The sequence below is a fragment of the Streptomyces sp. NPDC050164 genome, from assembly GCF_044459945.1.
Classification (GTDB): domain Bacteria; phylum Actinomycetota; class Actinomycetes; order Streptomycetales; family Streptomycetaceae; genus Streptomyces; species Streptomyces coeruleorubidus_A.
Map to the genome: position 1 here is coordinate 1 of NZ_JBITJK010000051.1, position 24839 is coordinate 24839.

A 24839-nucleotide genomic window follows, 5' to 3' on the forward strand; every position below is an offset into this window, starting at 1 on the left:
CGACTCCCCCGTCGACATCACCACCCCACCCCTCCTCGGCCAGCACACCGAAGAAATCCTCATCGGCGAACTCGGCCTCGGCCACGAAGAACTGCCGCTCCTGAAGACGCAGGGAGTGATCTGACCGACACCGTTTCCATTCCGTCCCGGGCGAGATGAGGACCGCACCGCCCGGGACGGTTCCCGTCCGAACCCGACCGGAATGAGGTAGCCCAGCATGTCGACATCAGCACCCCGTATCCCCCAGCCCGCCCGCAGTGTCCCCGGCGCCGGTACGGTCATCGACCGGCTCGTGGAAACCAACCGCGCTTATGCCGCCGGATTCGTCGACCCGGGCATGGGGGCCCGGCCGGTCCTGCGGGTGGCCGTCGTGGCCTGTATGGACGCCCGTATCGACCTGCACGCCGCACTGGGCCTGGAACTCGGCGACTGTCACACGTTCCGTAACGCGGGCGGTGTGGTCACCGACGACACGATCCGCTCCCTGACGATCAGTCAGCGCGCGCTCGGCACCCGTAGCGTCATCCTCATCCACCACACCGGCTGCGGACTGCAGACCCTGACCGAGGACTTCCGGCACGAGCTGGAGATGGAGGTCGGCCAGCGTCCGGCCTGGGCGGTGGAGGCGTTCCGGGACGTCGACCAGGACGTACGGCAGTCGATGCAGCGGGTGCGCACCTCGCCGTTCCTGCCGCACACCGACGACGTACGGGGCTTCGTCTTCGACGTGACCACCGGGCTGCTGCGGGAGATCGACCCGCAGTCCTGAACTCCTCCCGGCCGGAGTGTTCAGGTGCTCCGGCCGGCCACCGCGGCGATCTGCCGGCAGTAGAAGTCGGTGGTGTTCCGGGTGTGCCGGCGCATGAGCTCCTCGGCGCGGTCGGCGGCGCCCTCGCCGATGGCCTCGATGATGCGGGCGTGCTCGTTCCAGGCGTCCTTGCCGCGCGGTTTGGCGATGGGCATGTAGTACCAGCGCACACGTCGGTCGACCTGGGGGATGAGTTCGGCGAGGACCGCGTTGCGGGAGAGCTCGGTGATGTGCCCGTGCAGGGCGGCGTTGGCCTCCACGATGGCCCGGGCGTCGCCGGCCGCGAGAGCGGCGAGACCGGTCTGCTGAAGTTCCCACAGCCGGGCGACGTCCCGGGGGGTGGCGTGCCGGGCGGCGTCGTGCGCGGAGTGGGTTTCGAGGAGGGCCCGGACGCTCAGGAGCTGGGTGCACTCCTCCACGGTGGGGGAGTGGACGAAGGCGCCCTGGGAGGGGCGCAGGTCGACCCAGCCCGCGGTGTGCAGCCGTTGCAGCGCTTCGCGGATCGGCTGGCGGCTCACGCCGAGTTCTGCGGCGAGTTCGGCCTCGACGAGATGCTGTCCGGGTTTCAGTGAGCCGTTGACGATCAGTTCGGTGAGGGCGTCGTAGACCGCCTGGCGCAGTGGGGCGGGCCGCGCGATCGGGCTGCGGACGGCCACGGTGGGCGTGTCGGGCATGGGCCCTTCTCCCTCGTTCGACTGCTGAGACCACAACATTGGCTACGAGATACTGAGTTCAGTATGCAATAGACGGGGGTCATTCGGACCGGCGTTGCGGACTTTCGAAAGTCGCCCGGACTCGCCTCTGGTGTCCTGCTAGCGAATGCAGAATACTGTATGCAATCGTCGCCCGACGGTGGACCAGCAGTCGCTCCCGAGGGGGTCACCCCGTGTCGTACCGCACCGCTCTTTCAGAAGTCCTGACCAGTGTCATCGAACCCTCCGCCGGCGTGACCGGCGGCGAGGGCAGGTTTCCCCGCGGTTCCGTGACGGCCCTCGGCCGCGCCGGGCTGCTGGGGCTCACCGTCTCCGCCGAGTTCGGTGGTGGTGGACGGGGACTGCCGGAAGCCGTGGATGTGGTGGCCCGGACCGCGCGCGTCTGCCCGGCGACGGCGGCCGTGCTCCAGTCCCACTACGCGGCGGTCGCCGTCATCGAGTCGTACGGCAGCCCCTGGGTGCGCGGCGAGATCGCCGCCGGGCGGCACCTCAGCAGCCTGGCCCTCGCGGAGGCGCCGGAGGGGGACGTCGAGGGGGCGGAGTCGGCGGGCGGAGTCGGCGGACAGGGGCTGGAGGCCCAGCTCCTCGTGCCCCGCTCCGTCGCCGCCCGCACCGGTGACGTGGTCGCGCTGCGGGGCCGTAAGCACCAGGTGGTCGCGGCGGGCGAGGCCGACAGTTACGTCTGGTCCTCGCGGCCGCTCGTCGTGCCGGACGGGATGAGCCTCTGGCTGGTTCCGGCGCACGCCCCCAACCTGTTCGTCCCGGCCCGGGCCGGGGGTGCCGGGCCGCGCGGCAGCGCGACGTCCACGGTGTTCGCCGACCCGGTCCTGGTCCCCGCCGACGCGATGCTCGGCGGGGACGGCGGCGGGCTCGACACCGTGCTGCGCAGGGTGCTGCCGTGGCTGCTCGAACTGCGGGCCGCCGCCGGTGCCCGGGTCCTGCGTTCCCCGGTCGTCGACATGTCCCACGGGGGCGCTCGCCGCCCCGCCGAGTCGCTCGCCTCGTCCTGAACCGCGCCGAGCCGGAGATGTCAGTCCTGACTCGTCCCGGCGGGGAACTGCCGGCGGTAGAAGTCGGTCGTGCGCTCGGTGTGCCTGCGCATGATCTCGCCCGCCCGGTCCGCGTCGCTCTTGGCGATGGCCGTGATGAGCTGGCTGTGCTCGTTCCAGGCCTCCTTGCCGCGGGGCTTGGCGATGGGCGTGTAGTACCAGCGCACCTTCTGGCCCACCTGGCCGATCAGTTCGGCCAGGACGGCGTTGCCGGCCACGGAGGTGATGAAGTCGTGCAGGGCGGTGTTGGCCGCGACCAGGCGTTCGACGTCGCCCTCGGCGAGCGCGTCGACGCCGTCCTGCTGGAGCTCCCAGAGGCGCTCGACGTCCTCGGGCTTGGCGTTCTGCGCGGCGAGTTGGGCCGAGTAGATCTCCAGTACGGCGCGGACGCCGAGGAGTTGGGCGGCCTCCTCCTCGGTGGGGGAGTGGACGAAGGCGCCCTGGGCGGGCCGCAGATCGACCCAGCCCGCGGTCTGTAGTCGTTGCAGGGCCTCGCGGACCGGCTGTCGGCTGACGCCGAGGTGTTCGGCGAGTTCGGCCTCGACCAGGTGCTGGCCGGGCTTGAGGGAGCCGCTGATGATCAGTTCGGTCAGGGCGTCGTACACGGCCTGCCGCAGCGGTGCCGGGCGGGTGACGCGCCGGGCCGCTGCGGCCGTGAGTGCCTCGCGCATGGTTGTCCCGTTCTGCCGCCGGAGCCAGCAGGGCTGGCGGCTCTGCCAAGTGGATGCGGTCGAGGGGGTTGCCGACGACGTTGTCAGCATACAGGTTTTTGTATGCAACGCGACGCGCCTCTGGCGGTCTCGCGATCCCTGCGATTGAGTTCTGTATACAGAAGCCTGTATGGGGTATTGTCTCAGTCTCCTGCAACCCTCGCCGGGGGCCTGTGTGACGGAAGGCGAAGCGATCATGACGACCAGCGGGAGTGATGTGTCGGTCGAGAGCGTGGTCCGGGGGGTGGTGGCCCGTCACCGGGACCAGCGCGGCGCGCTGCTGCCCGTACTGCACGCCCTACAGGCCGAGTTGGGCCATGTGCCGCAGGAGGCGGTTCCGGTGCTCGCCGAGGAGCTCAACCTCTCCCGGGCGGACGTCCACGGGGTGGTGACCTTCTACCACGACTTCCGCCGCGAGCCCGCGGGACGTACCACCGTGCGCATCTGCCGTGCCGAGGCCTGCCAAGCCCTGGGCGCCGACAGCCTGGTGCGCCACGCCCGTGAGTCCGGACTGACCCTGGGGGAGACGACGGCCGACGGCTCGGTCACCGTCGAGCAGGTCTTCTGTCTCGGCAACTGCGCCCTCGGCCCGTCGGTGGAGGCGAACGGCCGGCTGTACGGACGTGTCGGCCCCGCCCGACTGGGCTCGATCCTCAACGGGACGGTCTCCTCATGAACAACTCCTCGCACTCCGCGGCCACGGTCTACGTCCCCCGCGACTCGGCGGCCAGGTCCGTCGGCGCGGACGAGGTCGCCCAGGCGCTCCGAGACGCCGCCGCCCACGGGGACTTCGCCATCGACGTCATACGCAACGGATCGCGCGGCATGCTCTGGCTGGAGCCGCTCGTCGAGGTCGTGACCCCGCAAGGACGCGTCGGCTACGGCCCGGTGGCCCCCGAGGACGTGCCGGGACTGCTCGCCGCCGGCATGCTCGACGGGGCGGACCATCCGCTGCGGCTCGGCATCGTGGACGAACTGCCGTGGCTCGCCCGCCAGAACCGCGTCACCTTCGCCAGGGTCGGGATCACCGACCCCCTGTCGACCGAGGACTACGTCGAGCACGGCGGCCTCGCCGGGCTGCGGGCCGCGTTGGAGCTGGCCCCCGCCGACGTCGTCGCCGAGGTCACCGCCTCCGGACTGCGCGGCCGAGGCGGCGCCGGATTCCCGGCCGGCATCAAGTGGAAGACGGTGCTCGACTGCCCCGACGAGCTGAAGTTCGTCTGCTGCAACGCCGACGAGGGAGACAGCGGAACCTTCGCCGACCGCATGGTCATGGAGGGCGACCCGTTCCTGCTCATCGAAGGCATGACCATCGCCGCGCACGCGGTCGGGGCGCGTGAGGGCTATGTCTACATCCGCTCCGAATACCCCGACGCCGTGGCCACGATGCGCCGGGCGATCGGCATCGCGCGCGAGCACGGCTGGCTCGGCAAGGGCGTCCTCGGCTCCTCGCTCGACTTCGACCTGCACGTCCGCGTCGGCGCCGGCGCGTACATCTGCGGCGAGGAGACCTCCATGCTGGAGAGCCTGGAGGGCAAGCGGGGCATGGTCCGCGCGAAACCACCGATCCCCGCGATCGAGGGCCTGTTCGGCAAACCGACCGTGGTGAACAACGTCCTCACCCTGACCACCGTGCCCATGGTCCTGGCCCACGGCGCGAAGGCCTACCAGGACCTCGGCGTCGGCCGCTCGCGCGGCACCCAGGTGTTCCAGCTCGGCGGCAACATCGCCCGCGGCGGCATCGTGGAGACCGCCTTCGGCATCACCCTGCGCGAACTCGTCGAGGAGTACGGCGGCGGGACCCACACCGGACGCCCGGTCCGCACGGTGCAGGTCGGTGGCCCGCTCGGCGCCTATCTGCCGACCTCCCTGTTCGACCTGCCGATGGACTACGAGGCGTTCGCCGAGGCCGGCGCGATGCTCGGGCACGGCGGCATCGTCGTCTTCGACGACACCGTCGACATGGCCGCCCAGGCCCGCTTCGCGATGGAGTTCTGTGCCGAGGAGTCCTGCGGCAAGTGCACACCCTGCCGGGTCGGTTCGGTGCGGGGCGTCGAGGTGATCGACAAGATCGTGGCCGGCACGCACCGGGACGAGAACCTGGCCCTGCTGGAAGACCTGTGCGACCTGATGACCGAAGGCTCGTTGTGCGCGATGGGCGGGCTGACCCCGATGCCCGTCCGCAGCGCCCTCGCTCACTTCCCCGACGACTTCCTCGGCGGTCGTCGACTGCTGGAGATCCATCCCGTACAAGCGACGGAGGGCACGGCATGAGCCTGCTCAAGGAACCCGACTTCGGAACCCCCGAGCGGCCCGGCCCGGCGACGGTGTCGGTGGAGATCGACGGCATGCCGGTCGCCGTCCCGGAAGGCACCTCCGTGATGCGCGCCGCGGCGCAGGCCGGTGTCGACATCCCCAAGTTGTGCGCCACCGACAGCCTGGAGGCCTTCGGCTCCTGCCGCTTGTGTGTGGTGGAGATCGACGGCCGGCGCGGCACCCCGGCGTCCTGCACCACGCCGTGCGCCGACGGCATGAAGGTGAGCACCCAGACGCCGAAGGTGGCAAAGCTCCGCCAGGGCGTCATGGAGCTCTACATCTCCGATCACCCGCTCGACTGCCTCACCTGCCCGGCCAACGGCGACTGCGAACTGCAGGACATGGCCGGCGTGGTGGGGCTGAGGCAGGTCCGCTACGGCTACGAGGGCGAGAACCACCTCGACGCCGAGAAGGACACGTCCAACCCCTACTTCGACTTCGACCCCTCCAAGTGCATCGCCTGCTCCCGCTGCGTCCGGGCGTGCGGTGAGGTGCAGGGCACCTTCGCCCTCACCATCGAGGGCCGCGGCTTCGACTCCAAGGTCTCGCCGGGCGCCGGAGAGACCTTCATGGACTCCGAGTGCGTCTCCTGCGGGGCCTGCGTCCAGGCCTGCCCGACGTCGACGCTCCAGGAGCGCTCGGTCGTCGAACTCGGCATGCCCACCAGGTCGGTTGTCACGACCTGCGCGTACTGCGGCGTGGGTTGCTCCTTCAAGGCCGAGCTGCGCGGCGACGAACTGGTGCGCATGGTGCCCTACAAGGACGGCGGCGCGAACGAGGGCCACTCCTGCGTGAAGGGCCGCTTCGCCTTCGGCTACGCCACCCACCCCGACCGCCAACTCAAGCCCATGGTCCGCGACAGGATCACCGACCCCTGGCGCGAGGTCGAGTGGGACGAGGCGATCGGCACGGTCGCCCGCCGCATGCGCGAGATCCAGGACCGGTACGGGTCCAGCGCGGTCGGCGCCATCACCTCCTCGCGTTGCACCAACGAGGAGGTCTACGTCGTACAGAAGATGGTCCGCGCGGCCTTCGGCAACAACAACGTCGACACCTGCGCCCGGGTCTGCCACTCCCCGACGGGATACGGACTCAAGCAGACCTTCGGCGAGTCCGCCGGCACCCAGGACTTCCGCTCGGTCGCGCAGTCCGACGTCATCGTGGTCATCGGCGCCAACCCCACCGACGGGCACCCGGTGTTCGCCTCCCGGATGAAGCGCCGGCTGCGCGAGGGCGCCAAGCTCATCGTCGTCGACCCGCGCCGCATCGACCTCGTACGCTCCCCGCACATCGAGGCCGAACACCACCTCCAGCTCAGGCCCAGCACCAACGTCGCCGTCGTCAACGCCATGGCGCACGTGGTCGTCACCGAGGGCCTGGTCGACCGGTCGTTCGTGGACGCCAGGTGCGAAGGCTTCGACGACTGGGCCGAGTTCATCGCCCGCCCGAAGAACAGCCCGGAGGCGGTCGAGGAGATCACCGGCGTGCCGGCCGACGAACTCCGGGCCGCCGCACGGCTGTACGCCGAGGCGCCCAACGGGGCCATCTACTACGGGCTCGGCGTCACCGAGCACAGCCAGGGCTCGACGATGGTCATGGGGATGGCCAATCTCGCGATGGCGTGCGGCAACATCGGCCGGGACGGCGTCGGCGTGAACCCGTTGCGCGGCCAGAACAACGTGCAGGGTTCCTGCGACATGGGCTCCTTCCCGCACGAACTGCCCGGCTACCGGCACGTCTCCGACGACGCCGTCCGCACGGTCTTCGAGAACCTCTGGGGCGGAACTCTCCTCGCCGAACCGGGGCTTCGCATCCCCAACATGTTCGACGCGGCGATCGACGGCACCTTCAAGGGCCTCTTCGTGCACGGCGAGGACATCGCCCAGTCCGACCCCAACCTCCAGCACGTCACCGCCGCGCTCGAAGCGATGGAACTCGTCGTGGTCCAGGACCTGTTCCTCAACGAGACCGCCAAGTTCGCGCACGTCTTCCTGCCCGGGGCGTCCTTCCTGGAGAAGGACGGCACCTTCACCAACGCCGAACGCCGGATCAACCGGGTGCGCGCGGTGATGAAGCCGAAGACGGGCAAGCACGAGTGGCAGATCGTCAGCGAGATCGCCACCGCCATGGGCTACCCGATGGCGTACGACCATCCGAGCCGGATCATGGACGAGATCGCCGCGGTCACCCCGACGTTCACCGGGGTCTCCTTCGAGTTGCTGGACAAGCTCGGCAGCGTCCAGTGGCCGTGCAACGAGCAGGCGCCGGAGGGCACGCCCATCATGCACGTGGACGAATTCGTGCGCGGCAAGGGCAAGTTCGTGGTCACCGCCTACGTGCCCACGGCCGAGCGCAGCACCCGGCGCTTCCCGCTGGTCCTCACCACGGGCCGCATCCTCAGCCAGTACAACGTCGGCGCGCAGACCCGCCGAACCGGCAACGTCGCCTGGCATCCCGAGGACGTGCTGGAACTCCACCCGCACGACGCCGAGGTCCGCGGCATCAACGACGGTGACATGGTCACCCTGGCCAGCCGCGTCGGGCAGACCACCCTGCGCGCGGAGATCTCCGACCGCATGCCGACCGGGGTCGTGTACACCACGTTCCACCATCCCGTCACCGGCGCCAACGTGGTGACCACGGAGAACTCCGACTGGGCGACCAACTGCCCGGAGTACAAGGTGACCGCCGTACAGGTCGCGCTCGCGCGCCCCGACCGGCACACCGACACGGACGTCACCGAGAACGACCTCGTGACGGTGGTGGACTGAGATGACAGCGACCGTGCCGTCGGAACTCAGGATGGCGAACGACATCGCGAGGAACCTCGGACACCTGCCGGGGGAGGAGGCCGCCGAGGCGATCGCCGGACACATCGGCAGGTTCTGGGACCCGCGGATGCGCGCCCGGCTCAACGCGTTCGTCGACGCCGGGGCGGACGGGCTGGACCCGCTCGTGGTGTCCGCGGTGAAGCTCCTGCGCTGACCCGCGCCCGGCGATGCGAGGGGTGGCGATCCGGGCACGCAGGGAGATCAACAGGGTTGCCACCCCTGTACATCACCGCCATACTGCATACAGTATGGAGCAGGTTGACACGGCCCCGGACAGGGAGGAGTCGTTCATGCTGTTCCGGCAGCTGGAGTACTTCGTGGCGGTGGCGAGGGAACGGCACTTCGCCCGCGCGGCGGAGTCCTGCTACGTCTCCCAGCCCGCGCTCTCGGCGGCGATCGCCAAACTGGAGCGGGAGCTGAACGTCACGCTCATCAACCGCGGGCACAACTACCAGGGCCTCACCCCGGAGGGCGAACGGCTCGTCGTCTGGGCCAAGCGGATCCTCGCCGAACAGGACGCCTTCAAGGCCGAGGTGGCCGCCGTGCAGTCCGGCATCACCGGGACGCTCCGGCTCGGCACGGACCCCACGGCGTCCACGACCCTGGCGCTACCCGTGGCCGCCTTCTGCGCGGCGCACCCGCTCGCCAAGGTGCAGGTCCGCTCCCGGCTGTCGACGAAGGAACTCCACCGCCAGCTGCGCGACTACGAACTGGACGTGGCCATCGCCCACTTCGACCCGGACGACCAAGAGGGCTTGCAGGTCGTCCCCCTGTACCAGGAGCGGTACATGCTGCTGGTGTCGGAGGACCAGCCGGTGGCCCAGTCCACCACCGTGACCTGGGCGGACGCCGCCCAGCTGCCGCTCGCGCTGCTGACGCCCGACATGCGGATCCGCCAGATCGCCGACACGGTCTTCGCGGAGAAGGGGTTCGTCGTGACCCCCCAGGTGGAGACGGACTCGATCGCCTCCCTCTACGCCCATGTCGGCGGCGGCGGGTGGGCCAGCATCGTGCCGCACACCTGGCTGCGCGCGATGCCGGTGATCGGCCGTACGAGGGCGCTGCCCCTGGTGGAGCCGGAGGCCGGCGCCCAGGTCTCGGTGGCGATCCACGCCGCCACCCCCGGCTCGGTCGCCGCCCGGGCGTTCGTCAACGCGGCGACGGGCCTGTCCCTGGACGACTTCTTCGCCCGGCCACTCCCGGCCGAGCACCGCGTGCTCACCCCCTGAACGCCCCTGTCACGGCGCGTACCGGGCCTGGATGGCCTTCCGGTCCAGAGCACCCTTGGCGGTGTACGGCAGAGCTGCGACCAGCTCGATCCGGTCGGGCACCTCGAACGCGGCCAGCCGGTCACGGCCGTACCGCAGGATCTCCTCACGCCCGACGCTCGCGCCCGCGCGCACCACCACCGCGGCGCCCACCCGCTGCCCGTACACCGCGTCGGGCACGGCGAACACGGCCACCTCGGCGACGCCCGGGCAGCCGGCGAGGATGTCCTCGACATGCTCAGGCGAGATCTTCTCGCCGCCACGGTTGATCAGGTTCTTGATCCGCCCGGTCAGCGACAGATACCCGTCCGCGTCCAGCGTTCCCAGATCACCGGTGCGCAGCCACCCGTCGACGAAGGTGTACGACGTCCCCTCCCGGTCGCCGAGATAGCCCCGGGCGACGGTGGGACCGTGCACCCACACCTCGCCCTCGACGCCCACCGGGCACGTCCGCCCGCTCCGGTCGACGACCTGGACCTCTACCCCGGTCGGCCGTCCCACCACCCCGTGCTTCAGCAGCCCCCGCCCGGGCAGCGGCTCGCTGGCCGCCTGGTGCGAGGACTCGGTCATCCCGTACGCGGACAGCACAGGCACGCCCAGCGTGCGTTCCAGCGCCCGCTGCGTCGCCGGGTTGAGGGGAGCGCTGCTGCTGCGGACGAACTTCAGGGGCGGTGCCTGCGTGCCCGGGTACTCCCGCTCCGACCGGTCCAGGAGGATCTCATGGATGGCCGGAGCCGCGGTGAACCAGGTGGCGGCCGCGGCACGCACGTCGTCCCAGAACGTGCCCGCCGAGAACCGTCCCCGCTCGGGCAGCAGGACGCAGCCTCCGCTGGCCAGGGACGCCAGCAGCGCCGCGAACAGTCCGTGGCCGTGGAAGAACGGCATCACCGCGACCGTCGCGTCATCGGGTCCCAACTCGTAGGTGGCGCAGAGGGAGTGGACGGATGCGGCCACGTTGGCCTGGGTGAGCGGGACCATCTTCGGCCGGTCGCTGGTGCCGGCGGTGAACAGGACGAGCGCGTCGTTCTCCGCCAACTCGTGTGCTGCACCACGGACATGGGGCACGACAGGCGGACCGGGCGCGAGTTCGACCGCCGCTGTCCCGGCCCGGGAGACGTCCACCCGCAGCGGCCACACCGGGACGGGGAACGGGTCCCCTGCCACGGCCGGTGCTCCCAGAAGAACCGCCCGCGCTCCCAACGCCTCGCTCCGTGCCGCGAGTTCGGACCACGGCAGCGCAGGGTCCAGCGGGGCGACCACCAGACCGGCTCGCGCCGCGCCGAGCAACGCGACCACGAACTCGGCGGTGTTGGCGGCGATCAGACCGATCGCCTCAGCGCGGCGCAGCCCGGTGTCGCCGAGCCGTTCGGCCATGTCGTCGGCCAGGCCGCTGAGGCCCCGGTAGGACAGGTGCACCCGGTCCCCGGTGACGACCAGCGCCCGGGCGTACGGGCGTTCACGCACCTGCCGGTCGATGAGGTCGACGAGACCCGTGACGCTCGGAGGCCGGTACCGGTTCGCATCGCGCACGGATGCCGCGGCCGGAACGGCCATGACCCCACCCCCTCGCGCCAGGTTCGATGAAGCAGTCCTCTGCGAGCCTGCGGTGGCCTGCGGCGAGCGTCCAATACGTACTGGCGAACGGTCGATAGCGGCCGTCTATCAAGGGAGCTGGCGAGGCCTCCACCAGCCCTCGATAGATGCTGTTTATCGGCTGGTCGCCGATGGGTCTTGGACGCGGACGGGCGCCCTGCGGATGGTGAGAGGAGTAGCCGCTCCGGCAGGACCTGCCCAAGGAGGACCTCGGACCATGACCGCCCCCTCGACTATGGAGACCGCGGCAGCAGCCGACGTTCCGACCGAGCTCACCGACGGGTACCACCTGGTCGTCGACGCGCTCAAAATGAACGACGTCGACACCATCTACGGGGTGGTCGGCATCCCGATCACCGACCTGGCCCGCCTCGCCCAGGCGCAGGGCATCCGCTACATCGGCTTCCGGCACGAGAGCAACGCCGGGCACGCGGCGGCCATCGCCGGCTACCTCAACAAGAAGCCGGGCGTGGCCCTGACGGTGTCGGCACCGGGCTTCCTCAACGGTCTGGTCGCGCTGGCGAACGCGACCACCAACTGCTTCCCCATGGTCCAGATCTCCGGCTCCAGCGAGCGCCACCTCGTCGACCTCAAGCAGGGCGACTACGAGGAGATGGACCAACTCGCCGCCGCGCAGCCCTTCGTGAAGGCCGCATACCGGGTCAGCCGCGTCGAGGACATCGGCCGCGGCATCGCCCGCGCCCTGCGCACCGCGATCTCCGGGCGCCCCGGCGGTGTCTACCTCGACATCCCCGCCGCGGTGCTCGGCGCCATCATGCCCAAGGCGGAGGGCGACAAGACACTGAGCCGCCTCGTCGACCCCGCTCCGCGCCAGCTGCCCGCGCCGGAGGCCGTGGACCGGGCGATCGAGCTGCTGGCCTCCGCCGAGCGCCCGCTGGTGGTGCTCGGCAAGGGCGCCGCGTATGCCCAAGCGGACGCCAAGGTACGGGAGTTCATCGAGTCCACCGGCATCCCGTACGTACCGATGTCGATGGCGAAGGGCCTGCTGCCCGACAACCACCCGCAGTCGGCGGCCACCGCCCGTTCCATGGCGCTGAAGAAGGCCGACGTCGTGATGCTCGTCGGCGCCCGCCTCAACTGGTTGCTCAACCATGGCCAGACGGGGTGGAACCCCGATGCCAAGTTCATCCAGATCGACATCGACCCCAAGGAGATGGACAGCAACCAGCCGATCTCCGCACCGCTCGTCGGTGACATCGAGTCGGTGCTCGACGCGCTCGCCGAACGCACCAAGCCCGGCCAGATCCAGGCCCCTTCGGCCTGGCGGGACGAGCTCGGGGAGCGCTCGGCGCAGAACGTCGCCAAGATGGCCAAGCGGCTGGAGGCCGACCCGCACCCCATGCAGTTCATGGGCGCCCTGAAGGCCGTACGCGACGTCGTGCACCAGCACCCGGAGACGTACATCGTCAACGAGGGCGCCAACGCCCTGGACATCGCGCGCAACGTCATCGACATGCACGTCCCCCGTCACCGTCTCGACAGCGGCACCTGGGGCGTCATGGGCATCGGCATGGGCTACGCCATCGCCGCCGCCGTCGAGAGCGGCGCCCCGGTCGTGGCCATCGAGGGCGACAGCGCCTTCGGGTTCAGTGGCATCGAGATAGAGACGATCTGCCGTTACCAGCTCCCCGTGGTCACCGTGATCATGAACAACGGCGGTGTCTACCGGGGCGACGACACCAACCCGTACGACGACGCCCCCGCGCCCACGACGCTCATGTCGGCGGCCCGCCACGACCTGCTGATCGAGGCGTTCGGCGGCAAGGGCTACCGCGCCACCACACCTGCCGAGGTCACCGCCGCCCTCACCGAGGCCCTGGCTTCGGGCGGCCCGGCGCTCATCGACTGCGTGATCGACCCCTCGGCCGGCACCGAGAGCGGCCACATCTCACACCTCAACCCCAAGGGCATCACCGTCGGCAACATCACGCCGGCGAAGAAGTGACCTTCTCCGTACCTCGAACTCCCGCCCCGTACGCGTACGTTCACGAAAAGGAAGCACACATGAGTGAAAAGCCGCTCGCCGGAATCAAGGTGATCGACTTCACCGGCGTCCAGGCCGGTCCCGCCTGCACCCAGATGCTCGCCTGGTTCGGCGCCGACGTCCTGAAGGTGGAGCGCCCCAACGGCGGCGACGTGACCCGCAAGCAGCTGCGGGACATCGAGGACCTCGACGCGCTGTACTTCACGATGCTCAACAGCAACAAGCGCTCCCTCGCGATCAACACCAAGACCGCCGAGGGCAAGGAGGTCCTGGAGAAGCTCATCACGGAAGCCGACGTCCTGGTGGAGAACTTCGCCCCGGGCGCCCTGGACCGCATGGGCTTCTCCTGGGAGCGCATCCAGGAGCTCAACCCGCGCCTGATCTTCGGCTCGGTCAAGGGCTTCAACGACCAGTCGTCCTGGAACGACCTCAAGGTCTACGAGAACGTCGCCCAGTGCGCGGGCGGCGCCGCCTCCACCACCGGCTTCTGGGACGGCCCGCCGACCATCTCCGGCGCCGCCATCGGTGACACCAACACCGGGATGCACCTGGCGATCGGCATCCTCACCGCGATCATCGACCGCAACAAGACCGGCAAGGGCCAGAAGGTGTCCGTCTCCATGCAGGACGCCGTGCTCAACCTCTGCCGTGTCAAGCTGCGCGACCAGCAGCGCCTGGAGCGGGTCGGCCACCTGGAGGAGTACCCGCAGTACCCGAACGGCGAGTTCACCGACGTGGTGCCGCGCGGCGGCAACGCGGGCGGCGGCGGCCAGCCCGGCTGGGTGCTCAAGTGCAAGGGCTGGGAGACCGACCCGAACGCCTACATCTACTTCACCGTCCAGGAGCAGAACTGGAAGCGCACCGCCGAGGCGATCGGCCACCCCGAGTGGGCCGAGGACCCGGCGTACGCCACCGCGCGCGCCCGTCAGTCGCACATCTTCGAGATCTTCGCGGAGATCGAGAAGTGGCTCGCGGACAAGACCAAGTACGAGGCGGTGGACATCCTGCGTGAGTGGGAGGTGCCCTGCGCCCCGGTGATGAGCATGAAGGAGATCGCCTACGACGAGGACCTGCGCAAGAGCGGCACGGTCGTCGAGGTCGAGCAGAAGGGCCGTGGGACGTACCTGACCGTCGGCAGCCCGGTGAAGTTCTCCTCCTTCAAGCCCGAGGTCGTCGGTGCCCCGCTGCTGGGCGAGCACAGCTCCGAGGTCCTGGTCGAACTGGGCTACGACGAGGAGACCATCGGCCGGCTGAAGGAGAGCGGCGTCATCGTCTGACCCTTCACGCGGAAGCGGCCGTGGCCCGAAGGCCACGGCCGCTTCCGCATGTCGTCGGCGAGGCTCAGGCCGTCGCCTCGGCCCGCCGCCGCATCAGCTCCCGCTCCCGCTCGCGCCGTGCGGTGACGTCCCGGATGACCGCCCCGCAATACGTGCTGCCGTCGGGGGCCGGCAGCAGCACCACGCTGAACTCGATGGACAGCTTGCGGCCGTCCGCGGCCAGCGCGGGGACGTTCAGCAGGTCCGCTTCCCCGTACTTGCTGGACCCCCGGTCCATGGCCTCCTGGAAGCCGTCCCAGTGACGCTTGCGGTGCTTCTCGGGGATGATGACGTCCAGACTGCGGCCGTCCACGTCGTCCGCCGCGAACCCGAAGATGCGTTCCGCACCCCGGTTCCAATAGCGGATCAGTCCTTCGCCGTCAATGATCACTATGCCGTCAGGCGCCTGGGCCGCCATGCCCAGCACCACCGCGGAATCCAGATCTTCCATGTCGCCTCCGAGCAGGAGTCATTGGTGACAACAGTATACAGACTTATCGTATACAGAATGCGCTCGGGTCCCCCATTCGGCCGTCCGGGCGAGGGAAACGCAGGTGAAAGGCACTCCGAAACCTTGGTATTGTTGTCCGTGTCGCCCCGGGGAAGACCCTCGGCAAGGCGGCAGACACCTGGTCCGGGTGGCGGAATGGCAGACGCGCTAGCTTGAGGTGCTAGTGCCCTTTATCGGGCGTGGGGGTTCAAGTCCCCCCTCGGACACTTGCTTCAGTTGCACGTGAGGTGCCGGCCGGTTCTGGTCGGCACCTTTGCCGTGTTCTTCGCCCGGCTCGTCACACTGAGTGATTTCTCGCAAGCCGGGCTGCGATGACCATGACGACGGTGGACATCAGGGCGATGCCGGCGCCGACGTAGAGCGGTGAGGCGTAGCCGAAGCCGGCGGTGATGGCCAGGCCTCCGAGCCAGGCGCCGAGGGCGTTGCCGACGTTGGACGCGGACACGTTGGCGCTGGCGGCCAGTGCCGCCCCGTGCGCGAAGTCGGTGACCCGTGTGATCATCCCGGGCACGCCGGCGAACCCGGTCACCCCCATCACGAACACCAGGATGACCGAGGCGGTCGCGCTGCCGGCCAGCAGCCCGAACAGCGCCAGGGTGAGGGTGAGTCCGAGCAGGGCGATGACCAGGGCACGGTCGCGGTCGCGATCGGCCGCGCGCCCGCCGACCAGGTTCCCGACGACCAGACCGACGCCGTACACCATCAGCAGCCAGGCGACGTCCGCCGAGGCGAAGCCGCTGACCTCGGTGAACGTGTAGGCGATGTAGCTGAAGGCGCCGAACATCCCGCCGTAGCCGAGCGCGGTGGCCGTCAGCGTCAGCCAGACCTGCCAGGACCAAAACGCCCGCACCTGTTCCCGCAGGCCGCTGGGCGGCGCCGGGTCCGCCCCTGTGGCCGGCTGTACCCGGCCCGCCCACGCGGGCACCAGCGCGGCGATTCCCGCCAGCGCGAGCACGCCGATCGCGGTCACCGCCCAGAACGCCGCCCTCCAGCCCCAGCGCTCACCGACCAGGGCGCCGAACGGCACGCCCAGTACGTTCGCGACCGTCAGTCCGGCGAACATGATCGCCACGGCCTGGGACTTCTTCTCCGGCGCGACCAGACTGCGCGCGACCAGCGAGCCGATGCCGAAGAACGAACCGTGGCACAACGCCGCGACGATCCGCCCGAGCAGCATCACCGTGTAGTTCGGCGCGATGGCGGAGAGCAGGTTGCCGACGACGAACAACGCCACCAGGCCGACCAGGACCTGCTTGCGGGGCAGCCGTGCCGTCGCCGCGGTCAGCGCGATCGCCCCCACCGCGACACTCAGCGCGTATCCGGAGATCAGTCGGCCCGCGGCCGCCTCGGACACGGTGAAACTCGACGCGACCTGCGGTAGCAGCCCGGCGATGAGGAACTCGGTCAGACCGATACCGAAACCACCGAGTGCCAGCGCGACGAGTCCACTCGGCATCCGCCGCCGTGTGATGTCGTGCTCCTGTAAGTCCGGTATGGAGCTGTCGTCGCCCATATGGCTGGTGTGGCCTCTCGTGTGGGTTTTTGGTGGATTGAGTGTGGTCGCGGGAGGTGAGTGCCGGAATTTCGGGCTGCCACGGCCCGGTTTCGCGCATGATCTCACTTCTTTGTGTCGTGGAGTGCGGCGTACCGGCCCCTCCGTGCCGTGAGTTCGGCGTGCCCGCCCTTCTCGACGACGCTTCCGTCCTCCATGACGAGGATGGTGTCCGCGTTCCTGATCGTGGACAGCCGATGGGCGATCACGATGCTGGTCCGTCCGCGGCGCAGGCGGGCGGAGGCTTCGCGGATCAGGAGTTCGGTGCGGGCGTCCACCGCGCTCGTCGCCTCGTCCAGCACCAGTACGTCGGGGTCGGAGAGGAAGGCCCTGGCGAGGGCGATGAGTTGCATCTGACCGGTGCTGAGACCGCCGCCGTCCTCGCCCACCACGGTGGCGTAACCGTGCGGGAGGGCCCGGACGAAGTGGTCGGCGCAGGCCGCCCGGGCCGCCCGCCGGATGTCGTCCTCGCTCGCGTGGTCGACTCCGTAGGCGATGTTCTCGGCGATGGTTCCGGTGAACAGCCAGGGGTCCTGGAGCACGGCGCGCACCTGTCGGTGCAGGACGTCGCGGGGCAGCTCGGCGATGTCCGTGCCGTCGAGCAGAACGCGTCCGGACCAAGGCGCGTAGAACCCCAGGAGCAGGTTGACGACCGTGCTCTTGCCGGCGCCGGTGGGGCCGACGATCGCCACCGTCTCCCCGGGCCGCGCATCGAACGACAGGCCGTCGAAGAGCACGCGGCCGGGCGCGTATCCGAAGGTGACGTCGTCGAATCGGATCCGCCCGGAGACGCTGTCCGCAGGTGCGGTGCTCCTGGCGGGCGCGTGCGTCTCCGGAGCCTCGAGGAGCGTCCGGACACGCCGGGCCGAGCTCAGGCCCGACTGGAGCACACCGACGACGGATGCGACGGCCGACGCCGGGCCGCCGAGCTGGAGTGTGTACGTGACGAACGCCTGGACGTCGCCGACGGACAACTCGCCGCTCGCCGCACGCAATCCGCCCAGGACCGCGACGAGCACGTAGCCGAGGTGGCCGATGAACGTCGTCGCGGGGCTCATGACTCCGGCGAGGAACTGGGCCCGCAGACCGGCCCGGTAGAGCCGCCGGTTCCGCTCGGCGAACGCCTGCTCGGCCTTGTCCTTCCGTCCCTGGGCCACGAGTTCGGTGTGCCCGGTGACGGCTTCCTCGACGAAGGCGTTCACCTCGCCGACGGCGTCCCACTGCCGCGCGTACTGCGGACGCGAGTGCCGGGCGAGTGCTCTCGTGACGAGTGCGGACGCGACCAGCATGCCCACCGCCACCACCGTGAGCGCGGGGGACAGCCACAGCATGGCGGCGAGCAGTCCGGCGACGGTGAGCAGTGCCGCGGTGATCTGGGTGAGGGCCTGCTGGAGGGTCATCGAGGTGTTCTCGATGTCGTTCGTCATCCTCGACAGGACGTCACCGCGTGGCCTGGCGTCGAGGTACGCCATCGGCAGCCGGGACAGTTTGGCCGAGACCGCCTCCCGCAGCCGGTAGGCCGTGTGCTGCGCCACGGTCTGGGCCAGCCGGCCACGCCCCAAGGCGGCGGCCGCCGAGGCGAGGACGAGCACCGCGGCCAGGACCAGGAGCCCGCCGGCCGCCGGGAGGTCGACGCCCTCGGCACCGCGCACACCGGCCACGACGAGGTCGGTGACCGCTCCCAGCAGCCGGGGGACGACCAGGGACAGGGCGACGCTGAGGGCGCTGAGCAGCAGGCAGGCGACCAGCCCGGTGCGTTCGTGCGCGGCGGCGGCCATCAGAGACAGCGCCGGCCCGGCGGACGACGTCTTCTCCTCGGCCTCGTCCTTCTCCTGCCCGTCCTTCTCCCGCCTGTCCTTCTCAGGCCCGTTCTCCTCAGGCCCGTTCTCCTCAGGTCCGTTCACCTCGTGCTCGACTGTCTCGTGCTCGTCGGCGCGGCCTTCCCCGAGAGTCACGACGTCTCCACTCGGCCGCCGCGCGCGAGGACGATCTCCCGGTAGACGGTGTTGTCCGCCAGGAGGTCGGTGTGCGGGCCCTGTCCGGCCACGCGTCCCCGGTCCAGTACGACGACGCGGTCCGCCGCCCGCAGCGTGGCCAGGTGCTGGGAGACGACGAGGCACGCGGCCTCGCGTGTCTCGGCGTGGAGGACGGCGTGCAGCCGCGCGGCGGTGCCGGCGTCCAGGGCGGAGAAGGGCTCGTCGAGGAGGTACACCGACGGCCGTTTGAGCAGCAGTTGGGCGACGGCCAGACGCTGGCGCTGTCCGCCGGACAGGTTCACACCGCCCGCGCTCACCGGGGCGTCCAGTCCGTGACCGGTCGCCTCGACGAAGTCCCGGGCCTGCGCCAGCTCCAGCGCTCGCCACAGTGCCGCGTCGTCGGCCTCGGGGGCTCCTCGGCGCAGATGTTCGGCGACGGTGCCCGAAAAGAGGTACGGCCGCTGCGTGACGAGGCCGACCGCCTCGGCCAGTGTGTCGCGGTCCAGTTCGCGCACGTCCCGCCCGCCCACGGTGACCCTGCCGCCGTCGGGGTCGCCCAGCCTGGTCACCAGGTGCAGCAGGGTCGTCTTGCCGCTGCCGACCGCCCCGGTCAGCACGACCCTCTCACCGGGAGCCACGGTCAGCGAGACCGAGCGCAGCGCGGCGTCCTGCGCGCCCGGGTAGCGGAAGTCCACGGATTCGATCACCACCCCGGGCGGGTGGACGGGCCTGCCCGCGCCCTGCCGTGGCAGGTCGACGGTGGCCCTGGTCCGGAGCACCTCCCGTACCCGCCCGACACTGGCCCCGGCGCGCGAGGCCTGGAGGAAGACGCCCATGGCCATCATGACCGCCTGAAGCATCAGGGACAGGTAGTGCAGGAAGGCGATGACCGTGCCCATCTCGACGTCGCCCGCGGCCACGCGCACACCGCCGAACCACAGCACGGCGATCGAGGACAGTTCGATGACGACGGTGAACGTCGGCATGATCAGGGCCTGGGCCCGGCCGAGGGCGAGACCGGTGCTCATCATCGCCCCATCGGCGCCCCGGAAGCGGGCCTCCTCATGGCTGTCGCGGTCGAACGACCGGGTGGTGCGGATGCCCGCGAGGCGTTCCCGCGTGATCCGGTTGATGTGGTCCAGGCGCTGCTGCACGGCGGCGGACAGCGGCAGCGTCCGGCGCAGGACGAGCCAGAGCGCCACGGTGAGCGTCGGCAGGACCACCGTCAGCACCAGTCCCAGCGGGGCGTCCTGACGCAGGGCCAGTACGGCGCTGCCCACCGCGGTGAGCGGGGCGACGACCATGACCGTCAGGGCGTTGAGGGCGAGTTGCTGGATCTGCTGCACGTCCTGGGTGGAACGTGTGATGAGACCGGCACGGCCGATACGGCTCACCTCGTGGGCGGAGAGCGCCAGGACCCGGGAGAACACGGCCTGGCGCAGCTCCCGTCCCCAGGTCAGCGCGACCGTGGCGCTCAGGTAGGCCGCACAACCCGCGCAGAGCACCTGAGCGCAGGTCACGGTCAGCATCACCGCGCCGACTTCGAGGACCTGGCGACTGTCGCCTCTGAGTACGCCTTCGTCGATGACGTCCGCGTTCAGCGCGGGAAGCCGGAGCATCGCCAGCATCTGCCCGGTCTGGAGCAGGGCCACCAGGCCGAGCCGACGCCGCATGGGGCGACTGACGGCGTGTAAGAGCAAGAGGTCCTCCCGATGCGGGCGGGTCGGTGGTTCCACCCTGGCCCTCTCGCTCTCGGATGACAAGCCACTGCTTCTTATTTTCGTGGCTCGATCTGTTTCATCAGCCGGTATGCCGAATGAATGCCAAGTGTTAGCTTGGTAAGTGTGAAAGCTGAAGACAACCTTCGCACGGCCGAGACGCTACGGCTCGGCGTGTCACGTCTGGCCACGCGCCTGCGCGCCCAGCACCCCGGACGCGGCCAGGCGCTCACCCGCATGTCCGCTTCGGTGCTGGCCAACCTGCGCCATGACGGTCCGCTGACCCCCACCGCGCTGGCCGCCATCGAAGGGCTCCAGCCGCAGTCCCTGACCCGCGTCCTGAACGAGCTGGAGGAACGGGGCCACATCGTCCGGTCGACCAATCGCAAGGACCGCCGCAGCCAGGACATCGCCATCACGGACCTCGGCATCCAGGCGCTCGACGGGCACGTGCAGGAGGGGAACCGCTGGCTCGCCTCGGCACTTGCGACCCTGACCCCGACCGAGCGCGGTGTGCTCGAACTGGCCGCCGGCCTGATGGTGCGACTGGCCGAGACCGCCCCTGATCAGCCTCGGTAGCCCCGCAGCTTGCGGTACAGCGTCGCCCGGCCGATGCCCAGCGCGGCCGCCGCGCGCGCCTTGTTGCCGCCGTGGCGGCGCAGCGCATCCAGTATCGCGGCGCGCTCGGCGTGCTCCATCGGGCTGAGGGGCCGCGCGGCCGGGCCTTCCCGCACGGCGTCCGGCAGCTCCGCCCGGCGCACCGGCCCCGACATCCGGCGGTGCTCCGCGAGGGCCCGGACGACATGGGCCAGCTCGGTGACGTTCCCGGGCCACGGGTACCGCTCGAGCGCGCGCAGGGCGTCCAGGGTCCAGGTCAGCGGCGGCTGCCCGGGGGCCGGCCGTGGCGCCAGGGCCGGCAGCAGCTCCCGTATGTCCTCGGTGCGTTCCCGCAGCGGAGGCAGGGTCACCGAGCGGGCGGACAGTTTGTCCAGCAGGCGCTGGAGGCAGGGGCCGACCGGCGTGCCGGGCGTGTAGGTGACCAGCAGCCGGATGTCCGGGTGCGCGTCGAGCAGGGAGTTGAGTGCGGCCACGCCGGGCTGCGCGAGGCGCTCGGCGTGCCGGAGCAGAAGCGGGCGACCGGTCGGCCAGGTGGGCAGGGCCCTTTCGAGCCCGGCATCCTGCGCCGCGTCGGCGATCTCGACGGCCTGGGTTCCGAGCAGGTCCAGAGCCAGCGCGGATTTGCCGGTTCCGCGCTCACCGGTCAGCAGCAACGGCTCCGGCGAGCCGGCCAGTTCGACGGCACGCCCGACGGCGTGCCGCCAGGGGACCGACGAGCCGGTGAGCGAGCAGGGCGGGCGCGGCACGGCCGGCACCGACGCCACGGGACGGGCGAGCGGCTCCAGGACGGCGACGATCCCGATGACCACGCCGTCCAGACGCACCGGATCGACCCGCGCGACGCATCCAGCGCCCGCCGGCAGCTCCGGCAGCTCCGGCAGCTCGGCCAGGCCCGTGTCCTCGGGCTGCCCCGCACCACCCGCGGCATCCGCATGCCGCGCGCTCACCGCCGTACGCTCCAGCGCCCCGAGCACCTCGGGCGTCAGCAACTGCTGCGCGGAGTCGCTGATCAGGCGGTTACGACCGTCCAAGGCGGCCACGGCCCGGTCTGATCCGCCGGCCGCCCGGTCTGATCCGTCCGCGGCCCGGTGCGGTCCGTCTGCGGCCCGGTGCGGTCTGCGCGCCGCCCGGTCTGATCCGTCCGCGGCCCGGTGCGGTCCGTCCGCGGCCCGGTCCGGTCCATCCGCCGCCCGGTCCGGCCCGCCCGCCGCCCGCTCCGGTCCATCCACCACCCGCTCCGGCCCGCCCGCCGCCCGCAGATAGGCGTCCAGCAGCACCCGCTCCGCCCGCCCCGCCCGCGCACGCAGCTCCGTCTCGATCGCCGCGGCGGCGGCCTCGGCGAGTGCCGCCTGCGGGTGCGGCGAACGCGCGCCGCCCAGCCGCGACGCGAGCGACGCGACCGTCAGCGTGCCGGCGACCCGGCCGCCCTCCGGGGCGAGCACCGGGACGCTCACGGCGGACATGTCCTGCCACCGGTCGAGGAAGTGCTCGGGTCCGTGCACCTCGGCCCGGCGCCGGGTGCGCAGGGCGAGAGCCGCGCTGTTGTTGCCGACCTCCTGCTCCGACAGGACGGGGCACGGATCGAGCCCGGGTACGCTCCCCGCCGTCCACAGCACGCGCAGCCGCTCGTCGGTCAGGACGAGGAGCGACCGGTCCGCGCCCAGGGCCGGGACGAGCCGGTCGAGCACCGGCCGGGCGGCACCGAGCAGCGCCGACTCCACGGGTCGCGCGGGAGCGACGTCCGGCTCCTTCAAGTCGTGCGGCACACCGAAGAACCGCGCCCGCCGCCACGCCGCGACGACCTCCTCCGGAACGCCGCCGGGCAGCGGACGCCCCGACAGGAACCGCTCGCGGGCGAGACGCAGCGAGGGCCGGGCGGTGGCTGCGGGGGAGGGCTCGGTCGTGGTCACGGCACACCCACCGTAGCGGGTTCGATTGAACGGGCAACCACTGCCGTGGGCGACGCTCCTCTTCGCGAACGGGTGTCTCGTAATGAGACACTCGCGACCGGCCGAGGCACTCCATGATCATGGCGCTCGATGTCCGCCCCGTATCCCCCGCAGGAGCGCCCCGTGTCCACCGTCGTCGAGACCGACGTCCTGATCGTGGGCAGCGGCCCCGCCGGTGCCTCGGCCGCGCTCGCCCTGAGTACCTACGGCGTGCCCAACATCGTGGTGACCCGCTACGCGAGCCTCGCCGACACGCCCCGCGCGCACATCACCAACCAGCGCACCATGGAGGTACTGCGCGACCTCGGCGTCGAGCAGGAGGTCGTCGCGCAGGCCACCCCGCAGCACCTGATGGGCAACACGACGTTCTGCACCAGCCTCGCGGGCGAGGAACTGGGCCGGGTGCGCTCCTGGGGCAACGACCCCCTCGTGCAGGCGGAACACGAACTCGCCAGCCCCACCCGCATGTGCGACATGCCGCAGCACCTCATGGAGCCGGTCCTCGTGAACGCCGCCGTCGCCCGCGGCACCCAGCTCCGCTTCAAGAACGAGTACCTCTCCCACACCCAGGACGCCGACGGCGTCACGGCCACCGTCCGCGACCGGCTGCGCGGGGACACGTACGAGATCCGCGCCAAGTACCTGATCGGCGCCGACGGCGGACGCTCCAAGGTCGCCGCGGACGCCGGGCTGCCGATGGGCGGCCAGATGGGCGTGGCCGGCAGCATCAACATCGTCTTCGAGGCGGATCTGGCGAAGTACACCGCCCACCGCCCGGCCACCCTGTACTGGGTCCTCGCGCCCGGCGCGACGGTCGGCGGCATCGGCGCGGGTCTGGTGCGCTGCGTCCGCCCCTGGACCGAGTGGCTGATCGTGTGGGGCTACGACGTCACCGCGGGCGCCCCCGACCTGACCACCGAGTACGCCGAATCCGTCGTGCGCCAGCTCGTCGGTGACGACGACATCCCCGTGACCGTCAAGTCGTCCTCCGCGTGGACCGTCAACGAGATGTACGCGGAGAGCTACGCGAACGGCCGCGTCTTCTGCGCCGGCGACGCCGTGCACCGGCATCCCCCGTCCAACGGCCTCGGCTCCAACACCTCCATCCAGGACGCCTACAACCTGGCCTGGAAACTCGGACTCGTCCTCGACGGCACCGCCCACCCCAGGCTGCTCGACAGCTACACCGCCGAGCGTGCGCCCATCGGCCGGCAGATCGTCACCCGCGCCAACCGGTCGATCCGCGAGACCGCCCCGATCTTCGAGGCCCTCGACGGGCTCTCCCCGCAGACCCCCGAGCAGCTGTGGGCCAACATCGCCGCCCGCAAGGACACCACCGAGGCCGCCGGGAAGCGGCGCGCCGAGCTGCGGGAGGCGATCGCCTTCAAGGCGTACGAGTTCAACGCGCACGGCGTCGACCTCAACCAGCGCTACACCTCCGGCGCGATCGTCCCGGACGGCACGCCCGACCCCGGCTTCGCCCGCGACCCCGAGCTGCACCACCAGCCCTCCTCCCGCCCCGGCGCCCGGCTCCCGCATGCCTGGATCACCTCAGGCTCCTGCACGCTGTCCACCCTCGACACGGTCGGCCGGGGCCGCTTCACCCTGCTGACCGGCATCGGGGGAGAGGACTGGCTGCGGGCGGCCGGGGCCCAGGAGGTGGAGGTCGCCACCGTGGTGATCGGGCCGGGGCAGGAGTACGAGGACCCGTACGGCGACTGGGCGTGCCTGAGCGAGATCTCCGACGCGGGTGCCCTGCTCGTGCGCCCCGACGGTTTCGTCGCCTTCCGGCACGCGTACGCCGCGCCGGACGCCGGCGAACTGCTCACGGACGCGTTGCGGACCATCCTCGGACACGCCTGAGTGCGGAATCGGACCCACCCGAGTGCGGAATCGGACCCGCCTG

19 protein-coding genes and 1 tRNA gene are annotated in these 24839 nt (G+C 70.8%); 12 read left to right on the forward strand and 8 right to left on the reverse strand.

All coding sequences use genetic code 11. From position 1 onward, the window contains the following. The first annotated feature begins 217 nt into the window (after positions 1 to 217). On the forward strand, positions 218 to 769 hold the full coding sequence (locus tag ACIBNA_RS40100) for a beta-class carbonic anhydrase (RefSeq protein ID WP_399170231.1): 552 nt from the start codon (positions 218 to 220) through the stop codon (positions 767 to 769). A 20-nt stretch (positions 770 to 789) separates the two neighbouring features. On the opposite strand, the gene ACIBNA_RS40105 is transcribed toward ACIBNA_RS40100, so the two are convergent. Beyond that, the gene (locus tag ACIBNA_RS40105) at positions 790 to 1482 is read right to left on the reverse strand and encodes a GntR family transcriptional regulator (RefSeq protein WP_399170232.1); all 693 of its coding nucleotides are present in this window, start codon (positions 1480 to 1482) and stop codon (positions 790 to 792) included. Positions 1483 to 1694: 212 nt separating this feature from the next. Between ACIBNA_RS40105 and ACIBNA_RS40110 the strand changes: the two genes are divergently transcribed. Continuing rightward, complete coding sequence (locus ACIBNA_RS40110; RefSeq protein WP_399170233.1) at positions 1695 to 2531, forward strand: acyl-CoA dehydrogenase family protein; 837 nt, start codon at positions 1695 to 1697, stop codon at positions 2529 to 2531. A gap of 20 nt (positions 2532 to 2551) precedes the next feature. Here the strand turns inward: ACIBNA_RS40110 and ACIBNA_RS40115 are convergent, their stop codons facing one another. After that, on the reverse strand, positions 2552 to 3241 hold the full coding sequence (locus tag ACIBNA_RS40115) for a GntR family transcriptional regulator (protein WP_399170234.1): 690 nt from the start codon (positions 3239 to 3241) through the stop codon (positions 2552 to 2554). A 235-nt stretch (positions 3242 to 3476) separates the two neighbouring features. Here ACIBNA_RS40115 and ACIBNA_RS40120 point away from each other — a divergent pair, with 235 nt between their 5' ends. From ACIBNA_RS40120 to ACIBNA_RS40140, 5 genes are all read left to right on the forward strand, one after another. After that, positions 3477 to 3956: a formate dehydrogenase subunit gamma gene (locus ACIBNA_RS40120; protein ID WP_399170235.1), complete on the forward strand. Its 480-nt coding sequence runs from the start codon at positions 3477 to 3479 to the stop codon at positions 3954 to 3956. Beyond that, a complete protein-coding gene (locus ACIBNA_RS40125) occupies positions 3953 to 5554 on the forward strand; it encodes a formate dehydrogenase beta subunit (RefSeq protein ID WP_399170236.1) in 1602 nt (533 codons plus the stop codon). Before ACIBNA_RS40120 ends, ACIBNA_RS40125 begins: the two co-directional genes overlap by 4 nt. Next, complete coding sequence (gene fdhF / locus ACIBNA_RS40130; protein WP_399170237.1) at positions 5551 to 8367, forward strand: formate dehydrogenase subunit alpha; 2817 nt, start codon at positions 5551 to 5553, stop codon at positions 8365 to 8367. Before ACIBNA_RS40125 ends, fdhF begins: the two co-directional genes overlap by 4 nt. A gap of 1 nt (position 8368) precedes the next feature. Then, the gene (locus ACIBNA_RS40135) at positions 8369 to 8581 is read left to right on the forward strand and encodes a formate dehydrogenase subunit delta (RefSeq protein WP_399170238.1); all 213 of its coding nucleotides are present in this window, start codon (positions 8369 to 8371) and stop codon (positions 8579 to 8581) included. 136 nt (positions 8582 to 8717) lie between these two features. Next, positions 8718 to 9656, forward strand: a complete 939-nt coding sequence (locus ACIBNA_RS40140; RefSeq protein ID WP_399170278.1) for a LysR family transcriptional regulator — start codon at positions 8718 to 8720, stop codon at positions 9654 to 9656. 9 nt (positions 9657 to 9665) lie between these two features. Here ACIBNA_RS40140 and ACIBNA_RS40145 read toward each other — a convergent pair whose 3' ends face one another. Continuing rightward, positions 9666 to 11249 carry a FadD7 family fatty acid--CoA ligase gene (locus ACIBNA_RS40145; protein WP_399170239.1) on the reverse strand — a complete coding sequence of 528 codons (1584 nt, stop codon included), beginning with the start codon at positions 11247 to 11249 and terminating at the stop codon, positions 9666 to 9668. A gap of 256 nt (positions 11250 to 11505) precedes the next feature. On the opposite strand from ACIBNA_RS40145, the gene oxc reads away from it, so the two are divergent. After that, positions 11506 to 13254, forward strand: a complete 1749-nt coding sequence (gene oxc, locus ACIBNA_RS40150) for an oxalyl-CoA decarboxylase (RefSeq protein WP_399170240.1) — start codon at positions 11506 to 11508, stop codon at positions 13252 to 13254. A gap of 59 nt (positions 13255 to 13313) precedes the next feature. Next, positions 13314 to 14570, forward strand: coding sequence for a formyl-CoA transferase (gene frc / locus ACIBNA_RS40155; RefSeq protein ID WP_399170241.1), 1257 nt, complete (start codon positions 13314 to 13316; stop codon positions 14568 to 14570). Positions 14571 to 14634: 64 nt separating this feature from the next. Here frc and ACIBNA_RS40160 read toward each other — a convergent pair whose 3' ends face one another. After that, positions 14635 to 15060 (reverse strand): PAS domain S-box protein, encoded by a 426-nt coding sequence (locus tag ACIBNA_RS40160; RefSeq protein WP_399170242.1) that lies wholly within the window; start codon positions 15058 to 15060, stop codon positions 14635 to 14637. A gap of 181 nt (positions 15061 to 15241) precedes the next feature. Here ACIBNA_RS40160 and ACIBNA_RS40165 point away from each other — a divergent pair. Continuing rightward, positions 15242 to 15326: transfer RNA gene (locus ACIBNA_RS40165), tRNA-Leu, on the forward strand. 71 nt (positions 15327 to 15397) lie between these two features. Here the strand turns inward: ACIBNA_RS40165 and ACIBNA_RS40170 are convergent. The 3 genes from ACIBNA_RS40170 to ACIBNA_RS40180 all read right to left on the reverse strand — a co-directional run bounded on the left by ACIBNA_RS40170 (position 15398) and on the right by ACIBNA_RS40180 (position 20321). Further along, on the reverse strand, positions 15398 to 16576 hold the full coding sequence (locus ACIBNA_RS40170) for an MFS transporter (RefSeq protein ID WP_399170279.1): 1179 nt from the start codon (positions 16574 to 16576) through the stop codon (positions 15398 to 15400). Positions 16577 to 16737: 161 nt separating this feature from the next. Continuing rightward, entirely contained in the window at positions 16738 to 18627 is a 1890-nt protein-coding gene (locus ACIBNA_RS40175; RefSeq protein WP_399170243.1) for an ABC transporter ATP-binding protein, read from the reverse strand. Beyond that, positions 18624 to 20321 (reverse strand): ABC transporter ATP-binding protein, encoded by a 1698-nt coding sequence (locus ACIBNA_RS40180; protein WP_399170244.1) that lies wholly within the window; start codon positions 20319 to 20321, stop codon positions 18624 to 18626. The genes ACIBNA_RS40175 and ACIBNA_RS40180 overlap by 4 nt, the downstream gene beginning before the upstream one ends. A 171-nt stretch (positions 20322 to 20492) precedes the next feature. Here ACIBNA_RS40180 and ACIBNA_RS40185 point away from each other — a divergent pair, with 171 nt between their 5' ends. Further along, positions 20493 to 20945, forward strand: a complete 453-nt coding sequence (locus tag ACIBNA_RS40185) for a MarR family winged helix-turn-helix transcriptional regulator (protein ID WP_399170245.1) — start codon at positions 20493 to 20495, stop codon at positions 20943 to 20945. Here ACIBNA_RS40185 and ACIBNA_RS40190 read toward each other — a convergent pair. Then, positions 20933 to 22894, reverse strand: coding sequence for a helix-turn-helix domain-containing protein (locus ACIBNA_RS40190; protein WP_399170246.1), 1962 nt, complete (start codon positions 22892 to 22894; stop codon positions 20933 to 20935). The two genes, ACIBNA_RS40185 and ACIBNA_RS40190, sit on opposite strands and share 13 nt — an antisense overlap. A gap of 129 nt (positions 22895 to 23023) precedes the next feature. On the opposite strand from ACIBNA_RS40190, the gene ACIBNA_RS40195 reads away from it, so the two are divergent. Then, positions 23024 to 24796 (forward strand): FAD-dependent oxidoreductase, encoded by a 1773-nt coding sequence (locus ACIBNA_RS40195; protein WP_399170247.1) that lies wholly within the window; start codon positions 23024 to 23026, stop codon positions 24794 to 24796. The last annotated feature ends 43 nt before the right edge of the window (positions 24797 to 24839 follow it).

Excerpts from the sequence above, each read along its gene's own strand:
- ACIBNA_RS40180 (WP_399170244.1), bottom strand. The coding sequence starts at position 20,321 with ATGCGGCGTCGGCTCGGCCTGGTGGCCCTGCTCCAGACCGGGCAGATG.
- oxc (WP_399170240.1), top strand. The coding sequence starts at position 11,506 with ATGACCGCCCCCTCGACTATGGAGACCGCGGCAGCAGCCGACGTTCCG.
- frc (WP_399170241.1), top strand. The coding sequence starts at position 13,314 with ATGAGTGAAAAGCCGCTCGCCGGAATCAAGGTGATCGACTTCACCGGC.
- ACIBNA_RS40115 (WP_399170234.1), bottom strand. The coding sequence starts at position 3,241 with ATGCGCGAGGCACTCACGGCCGCAGCGGCCCGGCGCGTCACCCGCCCG.
- ACIBNA_RS40170 (WP_399170279.1), bottom strand. The coding sequence starts at position 16,576 with ATGCCGAGTGGACTCGTCGCGCTGGCACTCGGTGGTTTCGGTATCGGT.
- ACIBNA_RS40140 (WP_399170278.1), top strand. The coding sequence starts at position 8,718 with ATGCTGTTCCGGCAGCTGGAGTACTTCGTGGCGGTGGCGAGGGAACGG.
- ACIBNA_RS40120 (WP_399170235.1), top strand. The coding sequence starts at position 3,477 with ATGACGACCAGCGGGAGTGATGTGTCGGTCGAGAGCGTGGTCCGGGGG.
- ACIBNA_RS40105 (WP_399170232.1), bottom strand. The coding sequence starts at position 1,482 with ATGCCCGACACGCCCACCGTGGCCGTCCGCAGCCCGATCGCGCGGCCC.
- ACIBNA_RS40145 (WP_399170239.1), bottom strand. The coding sequence starts at position 11,249 with ATGGCCGTTCCGGCCGCGGCATCCGTGCGCGATGCGAACCGGTACCGG.
- fdhF (WP_399170237.1), top strand. The coding sequence starts at position 5,551 with ATGAGCCTGCTCAAGGAACCCGACTTCGGAACCCCCGAGCGGCCCGGC.
- ACIBNA_RS40135 (WP_399170238.1), top strand. The coding sequence starts at position 8,369 with ATGACAGCGACCGTGCCGTCGGAACTCAGGATGGCGAACGACATCGCG.
- ACIBNA_RS40100 (WP_399170231.1), top strand. The coding sequence starts at position 218 with ATGTCGACATCAGCACCCCGTATCCCCCAGCCCGCCCGCAGTGTCCCC.
- ACIBNA_RS40160 (WP_399170242.1), bottom strand. The coding sequence starts at position 15,060 with ATGGAAGATCTGGATTCCGCGGTGGTGCTGGGCATGGCGGCCCAGGCG.
- ACIBNA_RS40195 (WP_399170247.1), top strand. The coding sequence starts at position 23,024 with ATGTCCGCCCCGTATCCCCCGCAGGAGCGCCCCGTGTCCACCGTCGTC.
- ACIBNA_RS40125 (WP_399170236.1), top strand. The coding sequence starts at position 3,953 with ATGAACAACTCCTCGCACTCCGCGGCCACGGTCTACGTCCCCCGCGAC.